The organism is Stenotrophomonas sp. TWI602 (assembly GCF_039674045.1).
Classification (GTDB): domain Bacteria; phylum Pseudomonadota; class Gammaproteobacteria; order Xanthomonadales; family Xanthomonadaceae; genus Stenotrophomonas.
Genome location: NZ_JBDJMT010000002.1, coordinates 195,538 through 216,924 on the forward strand (window position 1 = coordinate 195,538; position 21,387 = coordinate 216,924).

General features: G+C 64.6%; 17 protein-coding genes. 9 read left to right on the forward strand and 8 right to left on the reverse strand.

The genetic code is table 11. The annotated features are described in order from the left end of the window. Positions 1 to 707: 707 nt before the first annotated feature. From ABE483_RS03500 to ABE483_RS03515, 4 genes are all read left to right on the forward strand, one after another. Entirely contained in the window at positions 708 to 1,370 is a 663-nt protein-coding gene (locus ABE483_RS03500; protein ID WP_346465377.1) for a response regulator transcription factor, read from the forward strand. Between the two features lie 342 nt (positions 1,371 to 1,712). After that, a complete protein-coding gene (locus tag ABE483_RS03505) occupies positions 1,713 to 3,056 on the forward strand; it encodes a DUF1254 domain-containing protein (protein WP_346465375.1) in 1,344 nt (447 codons plus the stop codon). Positions 3,057 to 3,110: 54 nt separating this feature from the next. Further along, entirely contained in the window at positions 3,111 to 4,583 is a 1,473-nt protein-coding gene (locus tag ABE483_RS03510) for a DUF1254 domain-containing protein (protein ID WP_346465373.1), read from the forward strand. A 114-nt stretch (positions 4,584 to 4,697) separates the two neighbouring features. Next, positions 4,698 to 5,513 carry a hypothetical protein gene (locus ABE483_RS03515; RefSeq protein ID WP_346481121.1) on the forward strand — a complete coding sequence of 272 codons (816 nt, stop codon included), beginning with the start codon at positions 4,698 to 4,700 and terminating at the stop codon, positions 5,511 to 5,513. 558 nt (positions 5,514 to 6,071) lie between these two features. Here ABE483_RS03515 and ABE483_RS03520 read toward each other — a convergent pair. After that, positions 6,072 to 9,578 (reverse strand): autotransporter outer membrane beta-barrel domain-containing protein, encoded by a 3,507-nt coding sequence (locus ABE483_RS03520; RefSeq protein WP_346465370.1) that lies wholly within the window; start codon positions 9,576 to 9,578, stop codon positions 6,072 to 6,074. A gap of 1,263 nt (positions 9,579 to 10,841) precedes the next feature. Between ABE483_RS03520 and ABE483_RS03525 the strand changes: the two genes are divergently transcribed. Next, entirely contained in the window at positions 10,842 to 11,414 is a 573-nt protein-coding gene (locus tag ABE483_RS03525) for an Ax21 family protein (protein WP_313212642.1), read from the forward strand. A gap of 342 nt (positions 11,415 to 11,756) precedes the next feature. On the opposite strand, the gene ABE483_RS03530 is transcribed toward ABE483_RS03525, so the two are convergent. The 5 genes from ABE483_RS03530 to ABE483_RS03550 all read right to left on the reverse strand — a co-directional run bounded on the left by ABE483_RS03530 (position 11,757) and on the right by ABE483_RS03550 (position 14,872). Further along, positions 11,757 to 12,782: an NAD(P)H-dependent glycerol-3-phosphate dehydrogenase gene (locus ABE483_RS03530; protein WP_121044455.1), complete on the reverse strand. Its 1,026-nt coding sequence runs from the start codon at positions 12,780 to 12,782 to the stop codon at positions 11,757 to 11,759. A gap of 17 nt (positions 12,783 to 12,799) precedes the next feature. Further along, a complete protein-coding gene (gene secB / locus ABE483_RS03535; RefSeq protein ID WP_019184891.1) occupies positions 12,800 to 13,315 on the reverse strand; it encodes a protein-export chaperone SecB in 516 nt (171 codons plus the stop codon). 105 nt (positions 13,316 to 13,420) lie between these two features. Continuing rightward, positions 13,421 to 13,858, reverse strand: a complete 438-nt coding sequence (locus tag ABE483_RS03540; RefSeq protein WP_121044459.1) for a rhodanese-like domain-containing protein — start codon at positions 13,856 to 13,858, stop codon at positions 13,421 to 13,423. 78 nt (positions 13,859 to 13,936) lie between these two features. Continuing rightward, entirely contained in the window at positions 13,937 to 14,371 is a 435-nt protein-coding gene (locus ABE483_RS03545) for a hypothetical protein (protein ID WP_121044462.1), read from the reverse strand. Between the two features lie 30 nt (positions 14,372 to 14,401). Continuing rightward, positions 14,402 to 14,872, reverse strand: coding sequence for a YiiD C-terminal domain-containing protein (locus tag ABE483_RS03550; RefSeq protein ID WP_026070058.1), 471 nt, complete (start codon positions 14,870 to 14,872; stop codon positions 14,402 to 14,404). A 43-nt stretch (positions 14,873 to 14,915) separates the two neighbouring features. On the opposite strand from ABE483_RS03550, the gene ABE483_RS03555 reads away from it, so the two are divergent. From ABE483_RS03555 to ABE483_RS03565, 3 genes are all read left to right on the forward strand, one after another. Then, positions 14,916 to 15,692 (forward strand): uroporphyrinogen-III synthase, encoded by a 777-nt coding sequence (locus tag ABE483_RS03555; RefSeq protein WP_346481122.1) that lies wholly within the window; start codon positions 14,916 to 14,918, stop codon positions 15,690 to 15,692. Between the two features lie 109 nt (positions 15,693 to 15,801). Next, the gene (locus ABE483_RS03560; RefSeq protein ID WP_346481123.1) at positions 15,802 to 16,779 is read left to right on the forward strand and encodes a uroporphyrinogen-III C-methyltransferase; all 978 of its coding nucleotides are present in this window, start codon (positions 15,802 to 15,804) and stop codon (positions 16,777 to 16,779) included. Between the two features lie 3 nt (positions 16,780 to 16,782). Beyond that, the gene (locus ABE483_RS03565) at positions 16,783 to 18,147 is read left to right on the forward strand and encodes a heme biosynthesis HemY N-terminal domain-containing protein (RefSeq protein ID WP_346462734.1); all 1,365 of its coding nucleotides are present in this window, start codon (positions 16,783 to 16,785) and stop codon (positions 18,145 to 18,147) included. A 177-nt stretch (positions 18,148 to 18,324) separates the two neighbouring features. Here ABE483_RS03565 and ABE483_RS03570 read toward each other — a convergent pair whose 3' ends face one another. Beyond that, complete coding sequence (locus ABE483_RS03570; RefSeq protein WP_346481124.1) at positions 18,325 to 19,620, reverse strand: acetyl-CoA C-acetyltransferase; 1,296 nt, start codon at positions 19,618 to 19,620, stop codon at positions 18,325 to 18,327. Positions 19,621 to 19,712: 92 nt separating this feature from the next. Here ABE483_RS03570 and ABE483_RS03575 point away from each other — a divergent pair, with 92 nt between their 5' ends. Then, a complete protein-coding gene (locus tag ABE483_RS03575; RefSeq protein ID WP_346462735.1) occupies positions 19,713 to 20,600 on the forward strand; it encodes a hypothetical protein in 888 nt (295 codons plus the stop codon). 134 nt (positions 20,601 to 20,734) lie between these two features. Here the strand turns inward: ABE483_RS03575 and ABE483_RS03580 are convergent, their stop codons facing one another. After that, positions 20,735 to 21,370 (reverse strand): superoxide dismutase family protein, encoded by a 636-nt coding sequence (locus tag ABE483_RS03580; protein ID WP_102788809.1) that lies wholly within the window; start codon positions 21,368 to 21,370, stop codon positions 20,735 to 20,737. Positions 21,371 to 21,387: the final 17 nt, after the last annotated feature.

Here is a 21,387-nt window from a genome sequence, read left to right on the forward strand (position 1 = left end):
AGAAGCAGAAGCCGCTTATAGAAGGACGTCCGTCGTCATCGTCGACTTAAAGTGATTGCGCAGCTGCATTTCCTGGGAGTGAGATGTCGTCCCATGCCTGTATCCGGCTCTGGATTCAGTCGCGCGACGCAAACTCAGTATGACTGTTTACCAGCAACAGTAGTGTTGCAGGCCAAGGTCTACGCCAGCGAAGACCGAACGGCTCTGACATGGAAGGGCTGGCGACGGGGCGAAGCGCTTCACCGGCTCGCATGTGTCAGGGACTTTTCCAGCCGCCTTCTGTTGGGAAGCCACCCCATTGAAATAGTAACGCTGCTCTGGACGGGGCAAGTCCCGCAGGAAGCCGGACAGCAAAATGCAGCGAGGACTGCTTGACGGCGTCTCCTTGATCTTTCATGCGGGCCAATCTGTCCATGGGGAAGGCGCTGGAAGTGGCCACCTCTGCGCCACATCGCCACATCGCCACATCGCCACATCGCCACATCACCTTATTCGCGCACGCCTGTCACATCTGAAGCGTGCAAGCATCACAGAACGAGACATCTGTTCCGTGAGCACGGCTGGAAGTTGCCGCCCGATGGATTAAATCACAAGGCCCTCACCCGCTCCGTAGCCAATATCCAGATTCCTGAGCAAGGATAAGCCGCGCCTTCGAAGTGGCATTTATCCATGCAATCCCGAACACCATTGTCGAAGGAGTGAAATGCATGGATCTCGCTCTCCTTGAGAAACCCCGCTGTCGGGGTAGAAGTGTGGTGCTGGCAGATGACCACACTTTGGTGGCCCAGGGGATCGAGCGGCTGCTGATGAATTCCTTTGAATCAATTGTGTTGGTATCCGACGGGGAAAAGCTGATCGAGACGGTCGAGCGCGACCCGCCAGACGTGGTGGTCGCAGACATTAGCATGCCCGGCATTAGCGGAATCGACGCAATGAAAGAGATTCTGGAGCGAGGCTGCAGAGTTCCCTTCGTGTTCCTGACCATGCACGATGAGCCGTCTCTGGCTGCCGGGGCCATCCGCGCGGGGGCACGGGGCTTCGTGCTCAAGAGCGCCGCCGGAGAGGAACTGATCTTTGCCATTAAAGAGGTCTTGAACGGAAATACATATGTATCGGCAAGCGTTGCCGCGCAGGCCATCATTCATGGATCCACGACGCAATACATCCCGACAGATAAGCAGCTGCGTGTGCTCGAGCTTCTAGCGCTCGGGCTTCGTGCCAAGCAGATTGCGCATAAATTGGGACTCTCGGTCCGAACGGTCGAATCACACAAATACGCGATGATGCAAGAGCTGGGTGTGCACGGGACTATTGAGCTCGTGCGTAAAGCCGAGGCTCTCGGGGTAGTTTTTCTTCGGACCGAAGGGTAGAACGTCGTGGATCAGATCGACGAAAAATAGCTCGGACCAGCTAGGCCACCGAGCTTAACCCTTGGCACCAGTAAAAATACTGAGCGGAACACAGTGAATACGCTCTTGCCAACCCTGCGGCAGGGAGAACAGAGTGGAGATACACCCTCTCATGCGCCTCGCGGGAAAGAGCCGCACTGGTGTCGCCAGCATCGGCTGCGCTTGCGAGCAACAATTTTCATCACCATACCCCGCCTACTCGAGCCCATTTCCATGCGCCCAATGCCTCGTGGTTCGTCCCTCTTGCTGATGTCAGTCCTGTTTCTTCCAGCATGCCAGCGGCCTGAGAGCCAGCCCAATCGAGTGGAACCGACGACGGCTCCAGATACACGATCGGCCGCGGCAGACGAACAGGACGAGGCAGAGGCGCGCGTGATCGCGAAAGATGCCTACATCTATGCGTTTGCGATGCTCGAGAACTACAACACGCTCTACAAGCAAGTGGCCTCGCCTGATGCGCCCGAATACATCGGCGGCTTCGGCAAATTCAGGCACTATTCGCAGCTCTACACGCCGGATAACCACGATGTCGTTACGCCCAATAATGACACGCCCTATTCCTGGGCCTGGCTGGATTTGCGGGCTGAACCTTGGGTCGTCACGGTGCCCAAGGTGCCCGAAGGACGTTACTACGTTCAGCAGTGGGTAGATCTGTTCACCTACAACTTTGCCTACATCGGGTCGCGCGCCACCGGCAACGGCGCCGCCAGCTACCTGATCGCCGGGCCCGGCTGGCAGGGCGATACGCCTGCTGGCATCAAGCAGGTTTTTCCTTCGGAGACCTCGCTAGTATTGACGCTCACACGCACCGCCTTGAACGGACCCGACGACATCGGCAACGTCAAGAAGATCCAGGAAGGGATGAAGCTGCAGCCCTTGAGCAGCTACCTGAAGACGCAGGCCCCTTCGGCGCCGCCAGAGATTCAGTTCCCCGCTTATGACGCCGATAAGGTCCATTCCCACGATTTCATCGCCTATCTGAATTTCCTGCTGCAGTTCACACAACCGACGAATCCGAGCGAAGCAGGCCTTATGGAGCGTTTCGCGAAAATCGGGATCGGCCCAGGACGACCGTTCGACGCCAAGTCCCTGAGTCAGGCTCGCTTGTCGGCGATCGATGCCGGCGTAGCCGATGCGAAAGCCGCAATGGCCGAGAAGGCCAAGGCAACGCTATCGTCCAACGGACTGTTTGGATCGCGCGCGGTTCTGAAGGACGACTACCTCACCCGTTCCATTGCCGCCGAGAAGGGACTATATGGGAACTCCATCGAGGAAGCGTGGTATGGCGGGTATGTAGGCGACGGCAATACTCCTTCGGTGATCCACTTCAGCAAGGATGCCATCCCGCCTGCGAAGTTCTTCTGGTCGGTCACGCTGTATACCTTGCCGGACCGGTTCCTCTACGCCAATGAACTGAAGCGGTATTCCATCGGCGACCGGACCCCCGGGCTCAAATATGACCCCGATGGCGGACTGACCCTCTACGTCGCCCACGTCTCGCCTGGGAAGGAAAAGGAGAGCAACTGGCTTCCCGCGCCGGCCGGTCCTTACAGTGCTGTTGGGCGTGTTTACGGCCCGAGCCGCGCCGCCATCGAAGGCAAGTGGAACCTGCCTCCCCTGCAGCCGGTGCCGACCCCGACCCCCTGATTCAAGGAGAGATGCATGTACCACCATCGAATTCGATCGGCTACGGGAATCGGGATGCTGCTTGCCCTGGCCAGCGGCATGATGCTCAGCGCCTGCGGCGAGCGATCGTCCGGCAATGAGAAGGACCGCGACGCCGCGGCAGGTCACGCCCCTGCCGCATCCCCTGCTGCTCCCGCTGCATCGGCAGACACTGCTGCGCTGGAAGAGGCCAGGACCATCGCGCGCGAGGCCTACGTCTACGGTGTCCCGATGGTGGACACGTACAAGACCGTCTATGCGTTCAACGTCAACACCTCCAACCCGCAGTACAAGGGGCCGTTCAACGCCATCCTGAACATCGCCCGCGTGTTCACTCCGGACGACACTGCCTTCGTGACGCCGAATTCGGACACCCCCTACTCCTTTGCCATGCTGGATCTGCGGGCAGAGCCGGTGGTGATCACCGTGCCCAGGATGGCGAAGGATCGATACTTCGTCTTCCAGCTGATGGATCTTTACACCTTCAATTTCGACTACATCGGCAGCCGCACGACTGGCAATGACGGCGGCAGCTTCCTGATCGTCGGGCCGGGCTGGAAGGGGGAAGCGCCCAAGGGCATCACCAAGGTGATCCGCTCGGAGACCGACCTGGTCAGCGTGGTTGGCCGCACCCAGCTCTTCAACGCAGCAGACCTGGAGAACGTGAAGAAGATCCAGGCCGGCTACAAGGTGCAGCCGTTGTCAGCCTTCGCCGGGACACCAGCGCCGCCGCCGGCGCCCGCCATCGCATGGATCACGCCCACGCCGCCGGCGCAGGATCGGACGTCGCTGGAGTTCTTCAACCAGCTGGCGTTCCTGCTGCAGTTCGCGCAGCCGCCGCATCCAAGCGAGGCGGCCCTGCGCGAGCGCTTTGCCACGCTGGGTATCGAGCCGGGCAAGCCCTTTGATGCGAACCGCCTGCCGCCGCCGATGCAGGCCGCGCTCAAGGAGGGCATGGCCGAAGGGCAGAAGCAGATCGATGACAAGCGCGCCTCGCTGGGCGGCAGGACCGATGCCCTGTTCGGTAGCCGGGACTTCCTGAAAAATGACTACGTCGCCCGTGCGACCGGGACCCAGGTGGGCATCGGTGCGAACTCCCGCGAAGAGGCGATGTACCCCATCCTGGACAAGGATTCCGAAGGCCAGCCCCTGGACGGCAGCAAAGGCGCCTACACCCTGCGCTTCGCCAAGGACCAGCTGCCGCCCGTGGATGCCTTCTGGTCGGTCACCATGTACGGACTGCCGCAGCAGCTGCTGGTCAAGAATCCGATCAACCGCTATCTGATCAACTCGCCGATGCTGGCTGGATTGAAGAAGGATCCTGACGGTGGGCTGACGATCTACATCCAGGCGGATTCGCCCGGCAAGGAGAGGCAGGCCAATTGGTTGCCCGCGCCCAAGGGACCGTTCGTGATGTTCATGCGCTACTACCGTCCCAAGCCGGAGTTGCTGGACGGCCGCTGGACCACACCCGAAGTGATCAAGACGCCGGACGGCACCAAGCAGTAATTGCGCTCATCTGCAGCGAGGCGAGCATAGCAGAACTACCCCTCCAGCATTGCCAGGATCGGATTCTATGGCGCTCGAGCTTTCTTATGCCATCACCAATCAGGAGACCCTCTCATGACCGTCATAGCAAAGCTGATGGTCCTCGGCTGTGTGCTCCTAGCCGCCGAAGCTGCCGCGCAGAGTGCAGCTCCTGATGTAGGAGCGTCCAGCGACGACATCGCCCGCAAGCTAGCAGATCCCGGCGCGGCATTGATCTCCGTACCCTTCCAGTACAACTACCTGGGCTCGGTGGGCCCGGGAGGGGACTTTCACAACCAGCAGCTGAAGATCCAGCCAGTGATACCCTTCGTTGGGGAGAACGGCAAATTCATCCTACGGCCTATACTGCCGCTGAGCTGGAACCAGTTCCCCGAAGACAAACACGGCACCGGCGATTTGTTCGTGCAGGGATATTACATCCCCAAGACCGCCGCCGAGGCGGGTGGCACAGAGTTCGGTTTTGGTGCCGCCGCGTTGCTCGATACTGCCTCACACAACAGTCTGGGCACCGGAAAGTACTCACTGGGACCAGCGTTTATCGTCGTCCACAAGACCAAATCGTGGACGGTAGGCGCACTGGCCAACCACATCTGGTCGATTGGTGGCGATAGTGACCGCGACGATGTCAGCAGTACCAGCGTGCAGCCCTTCGTTACCCGTAACCTGCCCGATGGCTGGTCGCTCAGTTTCACATCGGAGACCAATTACAACTGGAAAGCCGCCAGTGGCGATGCGTGGACCGTTCCATTAGGCGCCACCGTTTCCAAGGTTCTGCGCTTCAGGCACACCCCGGTAAGCCTGGGCATAGGCGGGTTCTACAACGTGGACCGTCCGCAGTACGCCAGTCGATGGACAGGGCGCTTTTCGGTCACTCTTGTTTTCCCCGAGTAACCGACGTCGCTCCGTTGTGTTCTGCTACCGTCCCAGCGACTTGGGGGCTCTCTGGGTGTCCTAGCTGTTGAGTAGACTGCCCGTAGCCTTGTCGGTACTTGGCGCACCGCCGACCCAAGCGTGGAAGGCTTCCGCTGAGACACGAAGGCCCCCAAGTTGGGGCCTTCGTGTCGATCAGGCTCTCAGGCCCCGCCGCTCATAAGTAGCAGCTAGAGCGCCCGCTTTTGCACAGCGGGGCAATTGCTAATCCCTGCGTCACTGCGGGGAGCCGCCAGATGAGTGAGAGTCGGGACGTGCGGCGGGTCATCTCGGCAATCACATAAACATGCGCTTTTATGCGAAGGGGCGATGGATCCGGCGAGGCTGAAGCAGATGGAGAAGAAAAGTGCGATCAAAGCCGGTGTTTTCATCGAGGCGCAGTGCGGTGAGGTACTGCTTCTTGTATGACATCCTCAGGCGACGATCGCTGTAAGTCCAGAGCCGCCTGATGTCCACGGCAAACACGACGCGGGCTTGGTAGCGGCGCTGCAAACTCCCGACATGCGCTCTCCGTCTTCGTCACCAGTTCCAACGCATGCCCACCTTGCTGTTCCAAGATGTCTCAGCGCCGTTGAAGCTCCACGTGTAATCCACGTCCGCGAACAGGTAGCCGGTATCACTTACCTGCCACGTACCCCCCAGGCCGACCTCGCCCCAGCTGTCGCCGAGATCAGCCGTAAAAGGCACATACCCTGTCGCGCTGGAGAACTCTGTCCTGGGCGATCCGTTGAACTCGTGCCAGGCGTTCAGGCGAAGCCACGCATCGCTGGCCCGGGCGCCGCCGTTGCGGCCCTGGCCACTGCCGATGCGGTTGAGCCGGATGCCCAACCTGCCCACCGTGGAATCGCCGTCACTGTAGCGTACGCGCGCGATGTCATCGACCAGGTCGTCGACGTCCACGCGCTGCCAGATCACCTGCGCCTGGGGTCCGATTCTCCAACCGGTCAGATCTTCCGCGGTGTCACCCGAACCCAGGGCGAAGGGCCACCCGCCCTCCAACGAAAGAACCGTGCCATTGCCGTTGGTGAAGGTGTCGGGCAACCGTGTCGATCGCGCGCGCAGGTCATATGACGTGTATTGGGCCACGGCATCCAAGTAGCCGCCGCGGGCGTTGAACCCGGTCCAGTAGGCGCCGATCGTGCGGGCATCGAACTCGTCGCTGCCGGCGTGGAAGTCATGATCCAGGATGTTGTGGCGAACGTCTCCCTTGCCCTTGCCGTAGGCCAGGTAGCCACCTGCGTGCTGACGGTTGCCCTCCGAGTCGATGGAGCGGTAGAAGTCCAGCCCGATTTGAAGCGCTTGGAATCGGTAATCGAAGCCCGGGCCACGGTTTCCGTAGATTCCCTGGTTCCCGCCGTCCCGCTCGCCGTCGTGGGCCAGCACTCTCACCCATGCGCCATTCAAGCCGGTCCGGTCTTCGTCCAGATCGGTGCGCTGCCTCAGCAGGTGTTGGTCACCGACGCGCTCGTGCAGGGTGTCCACCAGCGCCCGGCCATACAGCGCGGACATGACCGGCAAGGCGGCGGCAAGCGACACCTCTTGCCGATATGCAGGCGTCGGTGGCACCGGTGGCATAGGGGGTGTCGGCGGCGGAACGGGCGGAGGGTCTGGCGGTGCCGGGCACGGCGGGACCGGAGCACCGGGGGCGGCGCAGTCGATTGTCGACCGCAGGAACCAGCTGTTCTGGTTGTCGGCCGAGCCGACGCCACTGGCACCTCCGCGGTAAAGGAAATACTCATACGGCCCGGCCACGACCGGGGCCGAAAGTGCGAATGTGTCAGCGGCTGTGGTCGCGTTGATCGCTTGGACCAACAAGATGCCGTCAGCGGCGGTAAGCGCGCCTACCCCGCCGGTGTTTCGCACCTGGATGGTGCCCGGCCCCGTCCCTGTGCCATCGAGGATGACCAGGCGATCAGAGGGCGAGTCATCGGCAGCGAGCCAAGCGTTCATCGCCAGCGTCCCATCGCCGGCATAGCGGTTCACGGTAAGCGTCTTGTAGCTGCTGGCCAATGTGGGTGAGCCGACAGGGGGAGCGAAATCGATCACGCTGGGGTCGTTGACCAGGTCGGTCAGCACCGACGAGCCGGTGAGGAACCACGTGCTGTCGATGAGCGTGACTGAGGACGTGCTGCCAAGGGCAGTCTGAGCGGAGCCTGTCAGCGTGGAGCGGGCGATGGTCAGGATGCCATCGGCCGCCGCGGAGCCGCCGGCAGCGGGGCCCACGTCCAGCCATTGCCCACTGCCACCTACCTGGGTATCGCTTAGATCAACCAACGCCCCAGTCCCGTCTATGGTCACCGTGCCGCCTTGGGCATTGCCCAGGCTCCCGCGGGCGAACCGGACTGAGGCATCTGCTCCCGTGAGCAACAGCGCAGGCACGGCAGCACCAGTAGCCGCAGAGTTCACCACCACGTTGGTCGCGTCCAGGGTTGCTGCATCGCTGACCTGGATTACCGGGGCGCCCGCCCCACCACCGCTGGCAGTCCCTCCACCCGACAGCACTGCGCTCGTGCCGCTGCCGTTCGCCGAGAGAGCGGTGCCGGGACCGGAGACGGCGATGCTGCCCGCATGGTTGAAGACAGCAGCATTGGTGAGGGAGATGCCGGTGCCCGTTGAGCCACTTGCCGAGACGGCCAATGACGAACCCCCGGCACCAGTAAACGTGCTTGCATCCAACTGGATGGCCGTCGCCGCGTTTTGTCCGACGCCTACCCGAAGCGTGCTCCCGGACTGAAGTTCGAAGGTGCTTGCGGCGATGCCGTTCAAGCCGAGATCACCGCCCGTGATGTCCGGAGTGCCCGGGCCAAACACGACGTCTCCAGAGTCGTTCCGAATGCCGACAGACCCTGCTCCGGTCGCAGTGATAGCACTGGTTCCATCGATGGTCAGGCTGGTGCCGTCATGCATCAGGGCACCAAAGCTGTTCGCGCCCGCTGAAACCGTCGTGTTCGTAAGGCGCCCGACAGCGCCCGTGGCCATGAACAGGCCCCAGCTTCCGGTGCCGACCTTGAACTGGCTGTCGGTGGCGGTGAGGCGGGCCGGTGCGAGTGCGCCATTGCCCCACCACCCCACGCTGTCATTGCCGAGCGTGATCGAGCTGCGGAGGACATTTGATCGGGAGCCTGCGATGGCGCCTGTGTAGGACCCGGCGAAGTAGTTGTAGATGCCGAGCGAGTAGCTGCCTGCGGTAATCGTGCTGTCGGTCAGGTTCAACTCGGCCTCGCCCCCGACCAACGCTCCACGGGTCCGGCCGGTGCCAGCGATTCCATCGCCCAACGTGACGGTCATGTTCGACGCATTGATCTGGCCCAGAGCACTTTGACCCGGCAGACCGCCCCCAGGTCCGGAGTTGGTGATCTGGAACGCGGTGGCCAACGTGGTGGGCAGGTTGACCACCGTGCCGTTGGCGTTGACCACACCGCCTCCGAACGCCGTCAGCGCTGCGAGGGTCATGGTCGGCGAGTAGGTGTTGGCGGGATTGAGGCCCACTACCGTCCCCGCCCCCAGGTTGAGCACGCCCCCCGTGGTCGCGATGGCGTTGGCCAGGGATTGGGGTGCCATGTAGATCGTGGTGTTGGTGAACGTGCCGGTTGCGACCGCATAGGCGCCATCTGGCCCACTGAACACGGTGATTGGGCTGAAGAAGCCCGCGCCGCCGGTCGGTATCTCGGCCACGATGTTGTAACCGTTGAATGTGGCCGTGGTGCCATACCCCACCCGGACCACGTCCCAGGTCGTCCCGGGGATTGTTGCATCGGGTAGCTCGTGAGCGGCTCCATCGCACAGCGATACCACGCGGGGGGTGGTCTGGATGCCTTGACAGCCAACCCCCTCTGACGGTGCGGTCAGCAGCGTCGTTCCCGACAGCGTCGGCAAAGGCTCCAAACCATCGTCCGGGGGCGGGGCCGCGAATGTTGCGTAGCTCATGAAGCACGCGGATGCCAACGCGGTCAGCCGCAACGCCTCTCGAGAGCGCCCCCGGACATCCCCCGTCCCTATTGCCATACCCATCGGCTTAGATGACATGTCGAGCTCCACTTGGGAACATCGAGTCTATTTTTGCCTCCCGCCACGCGCATCCGCACAACTGCCGGTTATTCGCCAGTATGTTTACTGATTTCCGGTGTGCCAACCAGCTCCTACACGCCACTCAGAGACGAATCGTGAGCACCCTAGCCATGATAACGATCCCTAATCACCCACGACGACCGCATATCCGCTTTCGGCCAAGAGACGACGTGCACAAGATTTGGCTCAGTAGGAACAGTGACGTAGATCAAGTGCAAGTTGAGCTGGTTCGCGGATCCCCGCCCGCCGCCCGCCGCCCGCCGCCCGCCGGGGAGGATCACTGGTCAGAGCGACAGGCTCACTGGTAATGGTTCGATTTTCGCCACGAACTCAGTGACGATGCAGCCACCCTGCCCGCAAAAGTGGCGCGTTTGACCTGTTGAGTGTGCTATTTCTTCACGATGTAGCTATAACGCCCGCAGTTGTGCGCCTTTGCCTTCGGTAACATTGTCAGTGGCTGAGCTATGAGGCTGGAGCTGTTGTCCGGTCTCCAGTCACTCGCAATGAATACCTTGCAATGACCAGGCTACCTGCTCTCGCCTTTTTAGCGTAGCGGTTGCTCGAAATGAATTCGGCACCTGCCAAGCCTACCGAACATGGTCCTTCGTTGATTTGGGCTGCACCACTCTCATTGAGGCAGAGGCAAATGGAGAACTTGAGCACCTTTGCTCAGATGAGCATCGTTGCTGGCATCGTCTTGTCGTTTCCGGTTTCTGTAGTGATCGTGGTCCTACTGGTCGTTCGCTCATATAGCCGGTCCGAAGCAAGTCGCCCACCCAAGCGCAGAAGACGACCGCGGCGACGCGCTAAAGCGCGTTATGCGACAAAGTGGCCTACGAAAGCTGCTAACGATGATTGAAGCTGCCGCGTCCACTCATCAGGAGCCTCGATGGAGCAAACCACTGCAGCGGCCAGACCAGCCATGTGGAGCTTGCTCAAACCTAGGGCAGTAGCAAGCCCGCGTTCAGGCTAGGGTTCGCTCCCCCATAGTCTGTGCAGGCTCGCTCCCCCATAGTTTGTCCAATCCGCACGAACTATGGGGTCATGGCTAAGATCGCGTCGGCAAAGTTCCCTGGAATGCCCTTGTATTTATGTACTGCTCAGTTTGATATTCAGGGCTAATTGGGGTGACTAACGGATAATTCACACCTGTCGCCAGCAGCGATTTCCCCTCCCCTCTGCTGGCGGACAAAACCAAAAAATACAAAGGTGTCCCCGAAAATGAAGACTTCCCTGCTTGCTCTGGGTCTGCTGGCTGCACTGCCGTTCGCTGCGTCGGCAACCGACGGTCTGTCGTACAACTATGTTGAAGGCGGCTACGTGAACACCGATGCCAAGGGCGGCGACGCTGATGGTTGGGCGGTGAAGGGCTCGGTCGCCGTGGCGCCGAACTTCCACATCTTCGGTGACTACAACGCGCAGGAAACCAAGCGCGGCAGCAACGATGTGGACCAGTGGAAGGTCGGTGTCGGCTACAACTACGGCATCGCCCCGACCACCGATCTGGTCGCCCGCGTTGCTTACCAGAAGTTCGATCCGAAGCACGGCCTGGACTTCAACGGCTACTCGACCGAAGTCGGCGTGCGCAGCGCGTTCACCCCGAACTTCGAAGGCTACGTGATGGCCGGTTACGAGGATTACAGCAAGAAGCACGGCATCAACCCGGACGGCGAGTTCTACGGCCGCGTCGGCGCCCAGGCCAAGCTCAACCAGAACTGGGGCCTGGCCGGCGAAGTGAAGCTGGCCAAGGGCGGCGACAAGGAATGGTTCGTCGGTCCGCGCTTCACCTGGTAATACGCGATACGCAACACCGCGGTACGTTGTTGGATGGCGCGGTCTCTCTCCCCTGCGCCATGAAGCCCGGCTCACGCCGGGCTTCACTTTTACAGCAGCCGACCAACGGTCGGCTCTACCTGCACGGCCGTCGCGGTTTTTTTGCGGTTGGCATGGCGACACCCTCGTCGGTACGCCACGAAACAACCCGGCCACGTGCCGGGTTGTTTCGTTCTGGCGTGGCCCAGCGCCCGACCCATCCGCCGTCGCGCCTGAAGGGACTCAGAGCGCGCTTCATGCCTGCAACGCGGATGGAAGAAGAACCCAAAAAAAACCCCGGCGTCTGCCGGGGTTTTTCGTGCCTCACTTGAACAGCGTGTCCGGATACTCCGGCTTCTGCTCGCGTGCCAACAGCGCACGCAATCCTTCTTCCGGCGTCTGCTCACCGTGCAGCACCGCGCGCACGCGGTCGGAGATGGGCAGGTCGATGCCGTGACGCCGCGCCTGGCGCATCACCTCATCGGCGGTCTGCACCGATTCCACCACCTGGCCGATCTCACGGACCGCATCGGTCAACGTCTGGCCGCGACCCAGGGCCAGGCCCAGGCGACGGTTGCGTGACAGATCGCCGGTGCAGGTCAGCACCAGATCGCCCAGCCCGGCCAACCCCATCAGGGTCTCCGGCTTGGCACCGATCGCCGCGGCCAGCCGCAGCATTTCGTTGAGGCCACGGGTGATCAGGCCGGCACGGGCGTTGAGGCCCAGCTGCATGCCATCGGCGACGCCGGTGGCCACGGCCAGCACGTTCTTCATCGCACCGCCGAGCTCGGCACCGACCATGTCATCGCCGGTGTAGGCGCGGAACGCCGGACCGTGCATGGCATCGGCCACCTGCTGGGCGAAGTCCGGCGCGTCACCGTGCACGGTGATCGCGGTCGGCAGACCCTGGGTGACCTCCTTGGCGAACGACGGACCGGTCACCACCGCCAGCGGCACGTCCGGCCCGAGGACCTCACGTGCCACTTCGTGCAGGAACCGACCGGAGCCGGGCTCGAAGCCCTTCGTCGCCCAGGCCACGCCGGCATCGGCCGGCCGCAACGGTGCCAGCGCACGCACGGTTTCACCGAAGGCGTGCGAGGGCACCACCACCAGGATCCAGGCAGCGTCCTTGACGGCAGCGGCCAGATCGGTGGTCGCGCGCAGCGACTCGGGCAGCGGAATGCCCGGCAGATAACGGGTGTTCTCGTGGCGCTGGTCGATGGCCTCGACCATCGCCGCATCGCGCCCCCACAGCACGGTCGGATGACCGTGCCGCGCGAGCAGGCTCGCCAAGGCAGTACCCCAGGAGCCGGCGCCGAGAACCGCGATTTTGTCTGCGTGGTTGCTCATCCGTACTGCAGCGCCGATCAGGCGTTGCCGGCCGGCTCGGAATCGGCGAGCGAGGTTTCGCCCTGTTCCTGGCGCTGGCGCAGGGTTTCGGCGTACAGGCCTTCGAAGTTGATCGGCTGCAGGAAGAACGGCGGGAAGCCGCCGGCCTGGATCAGCTCGCTCACCAGCGAACGCACGTACGGGAACAGGATGTTCGGGCACTGGGTGCCGAGCAGCACGTCGATCGACTGCGGGTCCAGGCCGACCAGGCCGAACACGCCGGCCTGCTGCACTTCGGCCACGTAGGCGGTCTTCTCGCCGGCCTTGCAGGTCAGGGTCACGGCCAGCACGACTTCGAAGGCGCTCTCGCCCAGGCGCTGCACGCGCTGGTTCAGGTTGAGCTGCAGTTCCGGCTGCACGGCGTCATTGAAGACGGCCGGAGCGTTCGGCGATTCGAACGAAACGTCCTTGACGTAGATCTTCTCGACGGTGAACGAGGGACCGGTTGCGGCGTCGACCGGCGCGACAGCGCCGTTGGTGTTCTCTTCGGACATTTCCTGTTGCTCCAAAAATGAATGCTGTAAAAACGGATTGTTACATGCCCTGCGATGGGGGCGCTGTGCGCCGCGTACAAGGCGTGCGCTGCAATCCGATGGGGATCAGTTGCGGCCCTTGACCAGCGGCAACTCGGCCTGCTGCCACGCCGGGATGCCACCGTCGAGCACGTTGACCTGGGTGAAACCGGCCTTCTTGAGCGCCTTGGCGGCCGTCTCGGAGGCATTGCCACTGCGGCACACCAGCACCACCGGGCTCTGCTGGGCCTTGGCGACCAGCTTGTGCTCCGGACCGAACTGCGCCGGCTGCACGTTGCGGCTGCCCGCGATATGGCCCTTCTCGAAATCGCTGCTCGAAGACAGATCGACCACGATGGCGCCACCGGCATTCATCAGCTGGGTCAGTTCGGCCGGCTTGAGCGACTTGAAGCCGCGGAACAGGCGGCGGACTTCGGTCACGATGATGGCCACGGTCAGGCCGACCAGGGCCATCGACAACATCGGGTTTCGGCCGGCAAAGGCCAGCAACTCTTCGTAATTCACTAAGATCACGGGTCGATAAGCGGGCGCCGATTGTCGCACATGCGGGCGAATCGGCGTCCAGCCCCGTGCGGGCGGGGGTCAGCGTTCCTGCCAGAGGTCCGGCAGGCCGTTGGCCTGGAGCCAGCGCTTGCCCTCGGCGTCCCAGCGCCAGATCTCCCGGACCCGTACCGTCCGCTCTGACTGGGTGTTGTTGTTGATCACCCGCACCTCGGCGTTGCGCCCGACCCGGCCATCGGGCAGCGGCACGTTGTCGCCGGCGCGATAGCTGGAGATCTTCACCTGCTCGAAGCGGCGCAGTTCCAGGTCGGTCATCGGGTGGGCACGGGCATAGTCGGGATCCAGGTACGGCAGCGCGTCCTCGACGGTGCCCCAGCGCATCGTGGCGTCGTACTTGACCTGGGTCTCCTCCAGTTCCTTGCGCTGCTTCCTGGTGGTCTTCTGCTCGGCAGCCAGTGCGCTCACGCTGGTCAGCGCGAACAAGGCGATCAGCAGGATCTGAAGCGTACGGCGCATGCGAATTCCCCAATAGGCAAGGCGCCCATCCTACCGCCTGGCGAAGGCCACGAAACGGCCGCTCAGTTCCGCCGCGGCCTTGTCGCCCTCGCCCGGCTGGCGGGCGGTGAGGCTGATGCGGGCCTTGCCACGCTGGGCGAAGGTGGCCAGGAAGCTGTCCCAGTCGGTTTCCGCATCGGCCTGGGCCTGTGCGTGCAGATCGCCATAGACCGGGGCGAGGTAGCGGATATGGCTGTCGGCGACGTAGACATCCGCATCGAACCCGGCCAGGCGCAGGCGCAGGGTCACCAGCGCCCACCCGGACAGGGTCAGGGCCGAGGCCAGGCTGCCACCGAAGGCATTGCCCTTGTCGTTGACGTTGGCCGCCAGCGGAGCGTGGATGTGCAGGACGCCATCGCGGTAGTCGTGGACCCGGATCTGCATGGCCGCCACCGGCGGCATGGCATCCAGGACATGCTGCAGCGCGGACAACTGCGCCGGCAGGGAATCGGTTGCGGACATCTGGCTGATCACGTCACATCGAAGGGCTCGCATAATGCCCGCAATGAACACCGAAACGAAAGTCGCGCCCTGGACCCTGATCTCGCTGCGCCCGCGCGGCCAGCATGCGCCGCTGCGGCGTGCGGCGAAGGCGGCGGGTGCCCACCTCATCGCGCTGTCGCCGTGGGCGCTGCAGGCCCAGCGCGATACTGCCACCCACGTCGACCTCACCGCCGCGCTGGCGGCCGAGCGGGTGGTCTTCAGCAGTCCCGCCGCGGTGCAGGCCGCCGCGCGCCTGGTGGATCTGGCCGCACCCCACCCGGGGCAGTGGCTTGCCGTGGGCGCCGGCACGGCGGCGGCGCTGCACCGCCAGGGCGCGCAGGACATCGCCGCACCGGCACGGATGGACAGCGAGGGCCTGCTTGCGTTGCCGGCATTGGCTGACCTGCACGGCCTGCGCGCGGGCCTGGTCACCGCCCCCGGCGGCCGCGGGGTGATCGCGCAGACCCTTGAGCAACGTGGTGCCCAACTGCTGCGCGCCAACGTCTATGCGCGCCAGCCGCTGCCGCTGGCCCCGCGCACCCTGCAGCGCCTGCGCCGTGCGGCCATGCCCTGGGTGCTGGCGCTGAGCAGCGGCGAGGCCCTGGCGCTGTTGCTGGCGCAGTTGCCCGACGATCTGCAGGCACCGCTGCGCGCGGCCACCGTGGTGGCCGCCAGCGAGCGGCTGGCCGCACAGGCGCGCGCCGCAGGCTTCGGGCAGGTGCGGGTCGCCGCCGGGCCGATGCCGGCACAGCTGGTTGCGGCTGCACACGCCGCGCTCATCCCGCCCGCATCTTCCTGAACAGGGAGCCGGGGCGGTCTTGCAGGGGCCTTGGGCGGCGGGCGATGCTGTGTGCCACGTCGCTCGCCAGCCAAGCGGATTGCCCGGCGCGCGCGACAAGGATGCCCGTATGAATGACCCTGTTTCGCCCCCCTCTCCGAGCCGCCCCCTGCGCTGGATCGTGCCGATCACGGCGCTTGTCGTGTTGGCCGGCGGCGGCGCCTGGGGCTGGACGCAGTGGCAATCGCGACAGGCGCAGGAACGACTGCGGGAAGAGAACGACCAGCTGCAGGTGCAGGGCCTGCTGGACAGCGTGGAAGCACTGCGCCGCGACCAGCGTTCGACCTCCCAGCGCGTGCAGGACGCCGCCGCCACCAACCGCGTGCTGCGCGATGAAATGCTCGGCCTGAGCCAGCGCAATGCGCTGCTTGAAGAGAACATGGCCAAGCTGGCCGACAGCACCCGCCACGGCGCGCAGGCACTGCAGCTGGAAGAAGCCGAACTGTTGTTGAGCCAGGCCGGCCAGCGGCTGGCCTATGCCGATGACGCAGAAGGCGCCAAGCGCCTGTACGCGTTGGCGGCCGCCTCGCTGGACGATGTGCAGGGCAACGAGTATCTGAACCTGCGGCAGGCATTGATGCAGGAGCGCAATGCGGTGGACGCGCTCGGCCCCGGGGTGCGCGCGCAGACCCAGGCACGGTTGGGCCGGTTCGCCCAGGCCCTGACCACCCTGCCCGAACAGATCGACGCCCCCGCCGATACCGCTGGCGCCACGCCCTGGTGGCACCAGGTGCTGGCGCCGTTCGTGACCATCACCCCCACCCGCCTGCAGGGCCCGCTGACCGAAGCCGACCGCGTGGCCGCGTGGGATTCGCTGCAGCTGGAACTGACCTTGGCGCGGGCAGCGGTGGAGCGCGGCGATCAGCCGGGGTATCTCCAGGCGCTGGACCGCGTTGCCCTGTGGCTGCCGCGGCTGTGGCCGGATTCACCTGCTCTGCGCGAGCAACGTGCTGAACTGCAGCAACTACGCGCCTGCGAGCTGCGTCCATCGCTGCCCGAACTGGGCAGCACCCTGCAGCAACTGCGCTCGATGCGTAACGGGAGATAATCGATGAAGCCCTTTCAATCTCTGGTGGTCCTGCTCCTGGCCGTGGCCTTGGGCGTGATCGCCTCACAGTGGCTCGGCACCGAACAGCTGCGCCAGTTCGGCGAAGTGATCTACCGCTACGGCGGCACCGACTACCGCTCCACCGTGCCCCAGGTCGCCCTGATGGTGCTGGTCGGGCTGCTGGTGCTGTGGCTGCTGTGGAGTCTGCTGGCCTCGCCGTTCCGCGCCTGGGGCCGCTACCGCCGCAAGCAGGGCCGCGCGCGCCTGACCGAAGGCCTGCAGGCGCACGAACACGGCCACTGGCAGCGTGCGGAAAAACTGCTGACCAGTGCGGCTGAAGACAAGGAAGTGAGCGCTGTCGCCATGGTGACCGCGGTGCGCAGTGCGCAGGCGCGCGATGACGATGCTGCGGTCAATCAGTACCTGCAGCGCCTGGCCACCGAAGATGCCACCAGCCATGCCCTGCTGCTGGCCGAGCGCCTGCTGGTGCAGGAACGCCCGGTCGATGCGATCAACGTGCTGGACGTTGCCGCGATCCAGCCGCTGCCGCCGCGTGGCCTGTGGCTGCGCACCGAAGCGCTGGCACGTGCCGATCGCGCGCATGAGGCCTATGGCCAGCTGGGCGCACTGCGCAAGCAGAAGGTCCTGCCGGATGCAGCCGTGGCCGAGCTGGAAATCCGCCTGGCCGCACAGTCGCTGCTGGAAGCCGGTGACGTCAACGCGCTGGCCGCACAGTGGGAAGCCACGCCAAAGGCCCTGCGCAGCGATCCCGATGTCGTCTCCGCCTATGCGCTGCGCGCAGTGGCACTGGACTGGGACGAACCGGCCCTGCTCAACCTCGAACAGGCACTGGACACGCGCTGGGACGAATCGGTGGTGACGCTTTACGGCCAGATGCCGGTGGAAAAGCTGGCCACGCGCCAAGCCAATCTGCAACGCTGGTTGACCACGCAGCCCTCCAGCCCCGCACTGCTGCTGGCGCTGGGCCGCATTGCCGCCCGTCAGCGCCAGCACACGCTGGCCGAGGATTACCTGCACCGCGCGATCGCCGCCGGCGCCGGCCCGGCCGCGTGGGAAGCGTTGGGCGAGGTGTTCCTGGATCGCGGCGAGACCGCACTGGCCTCGCAGTGCTTCGCCAATGCCCTGCGCCAGCAGCGCGGCGACGACAGCGTGGCGCTGGCCCGTGCATCGGCCACCCCTCCGCTGGATCCGATCGTGCCCGAGCGCGCCACCATCGAAGAGCAATCACTGATGGGCGAACCGGCCCCGGTGCAGGATCGCCTGCACGTGGAACAGGGGCGCGTGCACGTCGAAGAAGATCGCCTGCACGTGGAACGCGACGAGTTCGGCAATCCGCGCCTGCCGTAAAGGGCGACGCGGCACCCGGTAGTGCCGGCCGCTGGCCGGCAATGCGGGGCCTCTGAGACGGTGTGGAGGAGCCGGCCAGCGGCCGGCACTACCAGAGCCCAATGGTGCACATCTCCGCCAGATACAAAAAAAGAAGGCCGCCCCGGGGCGGCCTTCTTCGTTCAATGCAGCCGGCGATCAGCGCTCGACGATCGCCACCACGCCCATGCCACCGGCGGTGCAGATCGAGACCAGCGCGCGACCACCGCCGCGTTCGGCCAGCTGCTTGGCCGCCGTGGCGATCACGCGGGCGCCGGTGGCGGCGAACGGGTGGCCGGTGGCCAGCGAGGAACCCAGCGGATTGATCTTGGCCGGGTCGATCTTGCCCAGCGGCGCATCCAGGCCGAGGCGGTTGCGGCAGTAGTCTTCGCTTTCCCACGCGCGCAGCGTGCACAGCACCTGGGCGGCGAACGCTTCGTGGATTTCGTAAAGGTCGAAATCCTGCAGGGTCAGGCCGTTGCGCTTGAGCATCTCCGGCACGGCGATGGTCGGCGCCATCAACAGGCCTTCGCCGTGCACGAAATCAACGGCCGCCACCTGCGAATCACGCAGGTAGGCCAGCGGTTCGTGGCCGCGCGCGCGCGCCCATTCCTCGCTGGCCAGCAGCACCGCCGAGGCGCCGTCGGTGAGCGGGGTGGAGTTGGCGGCGGTCAGCGTGCCGCGGCCGGAGACCTTGTCGAACGCCGGCTTCAGCGTGGCCAGCTTTTCCAGCGAGGTATCGGCGCGCAGGATGTTGTCGCGCTCCACGCCGCGGAACGGCGCGATCAGATCGGTGAAGAACCCGCGCTCATAGGCAGCGGCCAGCTTCTTGTGCGAGGACACTGCCCACTCGTCCTGCGAGTCGCGGGAGATGTTCCACTCCTTGGCCATGTCTTCGCAGTGGTCGCCCATGCTCTTGCCGGTACGCGGCTCGGCCACGCCGGGGAATTCGGGCTTGAGCTCGCTGAGCTTGAAGCCGCGGGTCAGCGCCTTGAGCTTGTCGCCGGTGCTCTTGGCGCGGTTGGCCGCCAGCAGGCGCGCACGCAGCTTCTTGCCGTACACGATCGGCACGTCGGAGGTGGTGTCCGAGCCGCCGCCGATGCCCGAGTCGATCTGGCCCAGCGCGATCTTGTTGGCCACCGCGATGATGGTGTCCAGCGAGGTGCCGCAGGCGCGCTGCATGGTGATGCCGGGCGTCAGCGGAGACAGGCCCGAGGACAGCGTGGCTTCGCGGCCCAGGTTCCAGTCGCTGGAATGCTTGATCACCGCGCCCATCGCCACTTCGCCGAGCTGCTGGCCGTGCAGGCCGAAGCGTTCGACCAGCGCACCGAGGGTGCGCACCGACATACCGAGGTTGCCGACGTCCGAATAAGCCGTGTTCTGGCGACAGAACGGAATGCGGACGCCGCCGAGGATGGCGACGGGACGGGCGTTGGGCATGGAGATACCTGGCATGGGAGGGGTGTCTGCAACATGGCCTGCACGAAGGAGCAGGCATAATGGGGCCAAGTGTAGCTGCCGCCCTGTGATGGGCCAACCGTGAAACCATGAGCAAACCCGACCACGGCATGAATGCCATTGGCGTACTGGCATTGGAACTGGCCGGCGGCGACGCCCCGCGCCATGCCGCGCTGTCCTCCGAACAGGCTGGTGAACTGGCCGAGCGCGTCGGCCGCGATCTGGCCAAGCTGGTGCCCGGCGTCAGCGGGCTGGACTTCGTGTTCGCCGGCGCCCATTTCGATCCGGCGGAAATCCTGCGCCCGGGCTGGCCGGTGCACCGGCGCCTGGAAGAACTGCAGATGCGCGCCCCGGGCCGCAACCAGGGCCCGCGCGTGCTGGCCTTTGGTGCCGGCGCCGACGGCGATGTGCCGTTGCCGTTCCAGGCCGATGCCAGCCTGACCGGTGGCGGCCTGCGGGTCGTCCCGTTCCTGCTGACCGGCACCGAAGTCGTCCAGACCCAGGCCGTGGCCGAAGCACTGGAAGAGGTGCTGCTGGCCCAGGGCATGGCGCAGGCCGATACCGCGCTGCAGGCGCAGAACGCCTTCGGCGCGCAGATCGAGCATGCCCGCTATTTCACGGTGAATGATCTCGCCGCGATGATGTCGATGCAGTACGACAACCAGGGCCTGGCGATTCTGTGGCCGCTGATCGAAACTGCGCTGATGGCACCGCACGTGGAAGAGTGGCTGGATGCCGCGCCGGAGCCGCTGCTTCGATACGCTGATGGCGAAGTGCGTATGGCGCTGTTCGATCCCGCCGGCTGGTGTGCGTACTACAACCACGGCACCGGCGACTGCGATCGCCTGCAGGGCATCTACGACCAGTACCTGATCCGCCAGCGGCAGATGGCCGCCGTGCTCGAAGCGCATGGCCTGCCGGTGCTGTTCGTGCATTGCGAGGCCGGACAGGACGCGCGCGAACTGCTCACCCGCTAACGGTAGTGCCGGCCGCTGGCCGGCTCCCTCGGGAAAATCGATATCGCTCATTGCAGCCACGCATGGCGTGGCTCTACCAACGTTCAAAAAAAACGCCGGCTTTCGCCGGCGTTTTTCGTCAAACACGGCCCGGATTACGGGGCCGCTTTGATCACCGCGCAGGCCAGCCGTGCACCGGCATTGCCGGTCGGCTGGGTCTTGTAGTCATCCGCGTCGGCATGGACGATCAGGCCGCGGCCGATGATGTCAAAGCCATCCCCCTTGCCGATGTTGACGTTGGTCGACACCGGGGCGTCGACCACGGCGTTGCCCTGGGCGTCGGCCTTGATGTTGGGCATGTCGCCACCGTGATGCGGTTCGCTGGCCACGCTGCCATGGTCTTCCTGGCCCGGGTTGAAGTGGCCGCCGGCGCTGGCGCCGTCCGGCGCGCTGCAGTCGCCCTTCTCATGGATGTGGAAGCCGTGCTCGCTGTTCGGCTTCAGGCCGCTGACCTGGCCTTTCACGTGCACCTTGCCGTCAACGACGCTGAAGGTCACGGTGCCTTTGACGTCATTGCCCTGGGTGGCCGCGAGATCGGCACTGGCGGTGTGGTTGGCATGGGCTTCGCTGGTCATCGCCGGCGGTGCCTCGGGGGTCGCTTCAGCGGTCGGCTGGGCGGCAGTGGCTTCGGCGGCCGGGGTGGCTTCCGGGGTGGTGTCGGCCGGCTTGTTGCAGGCGGTCAGGCCGAGCGCGGCGATGGCAGCGAACAGCGTGGTGTGGATCAGGCGCATGTGGATCTCCTTGCGGG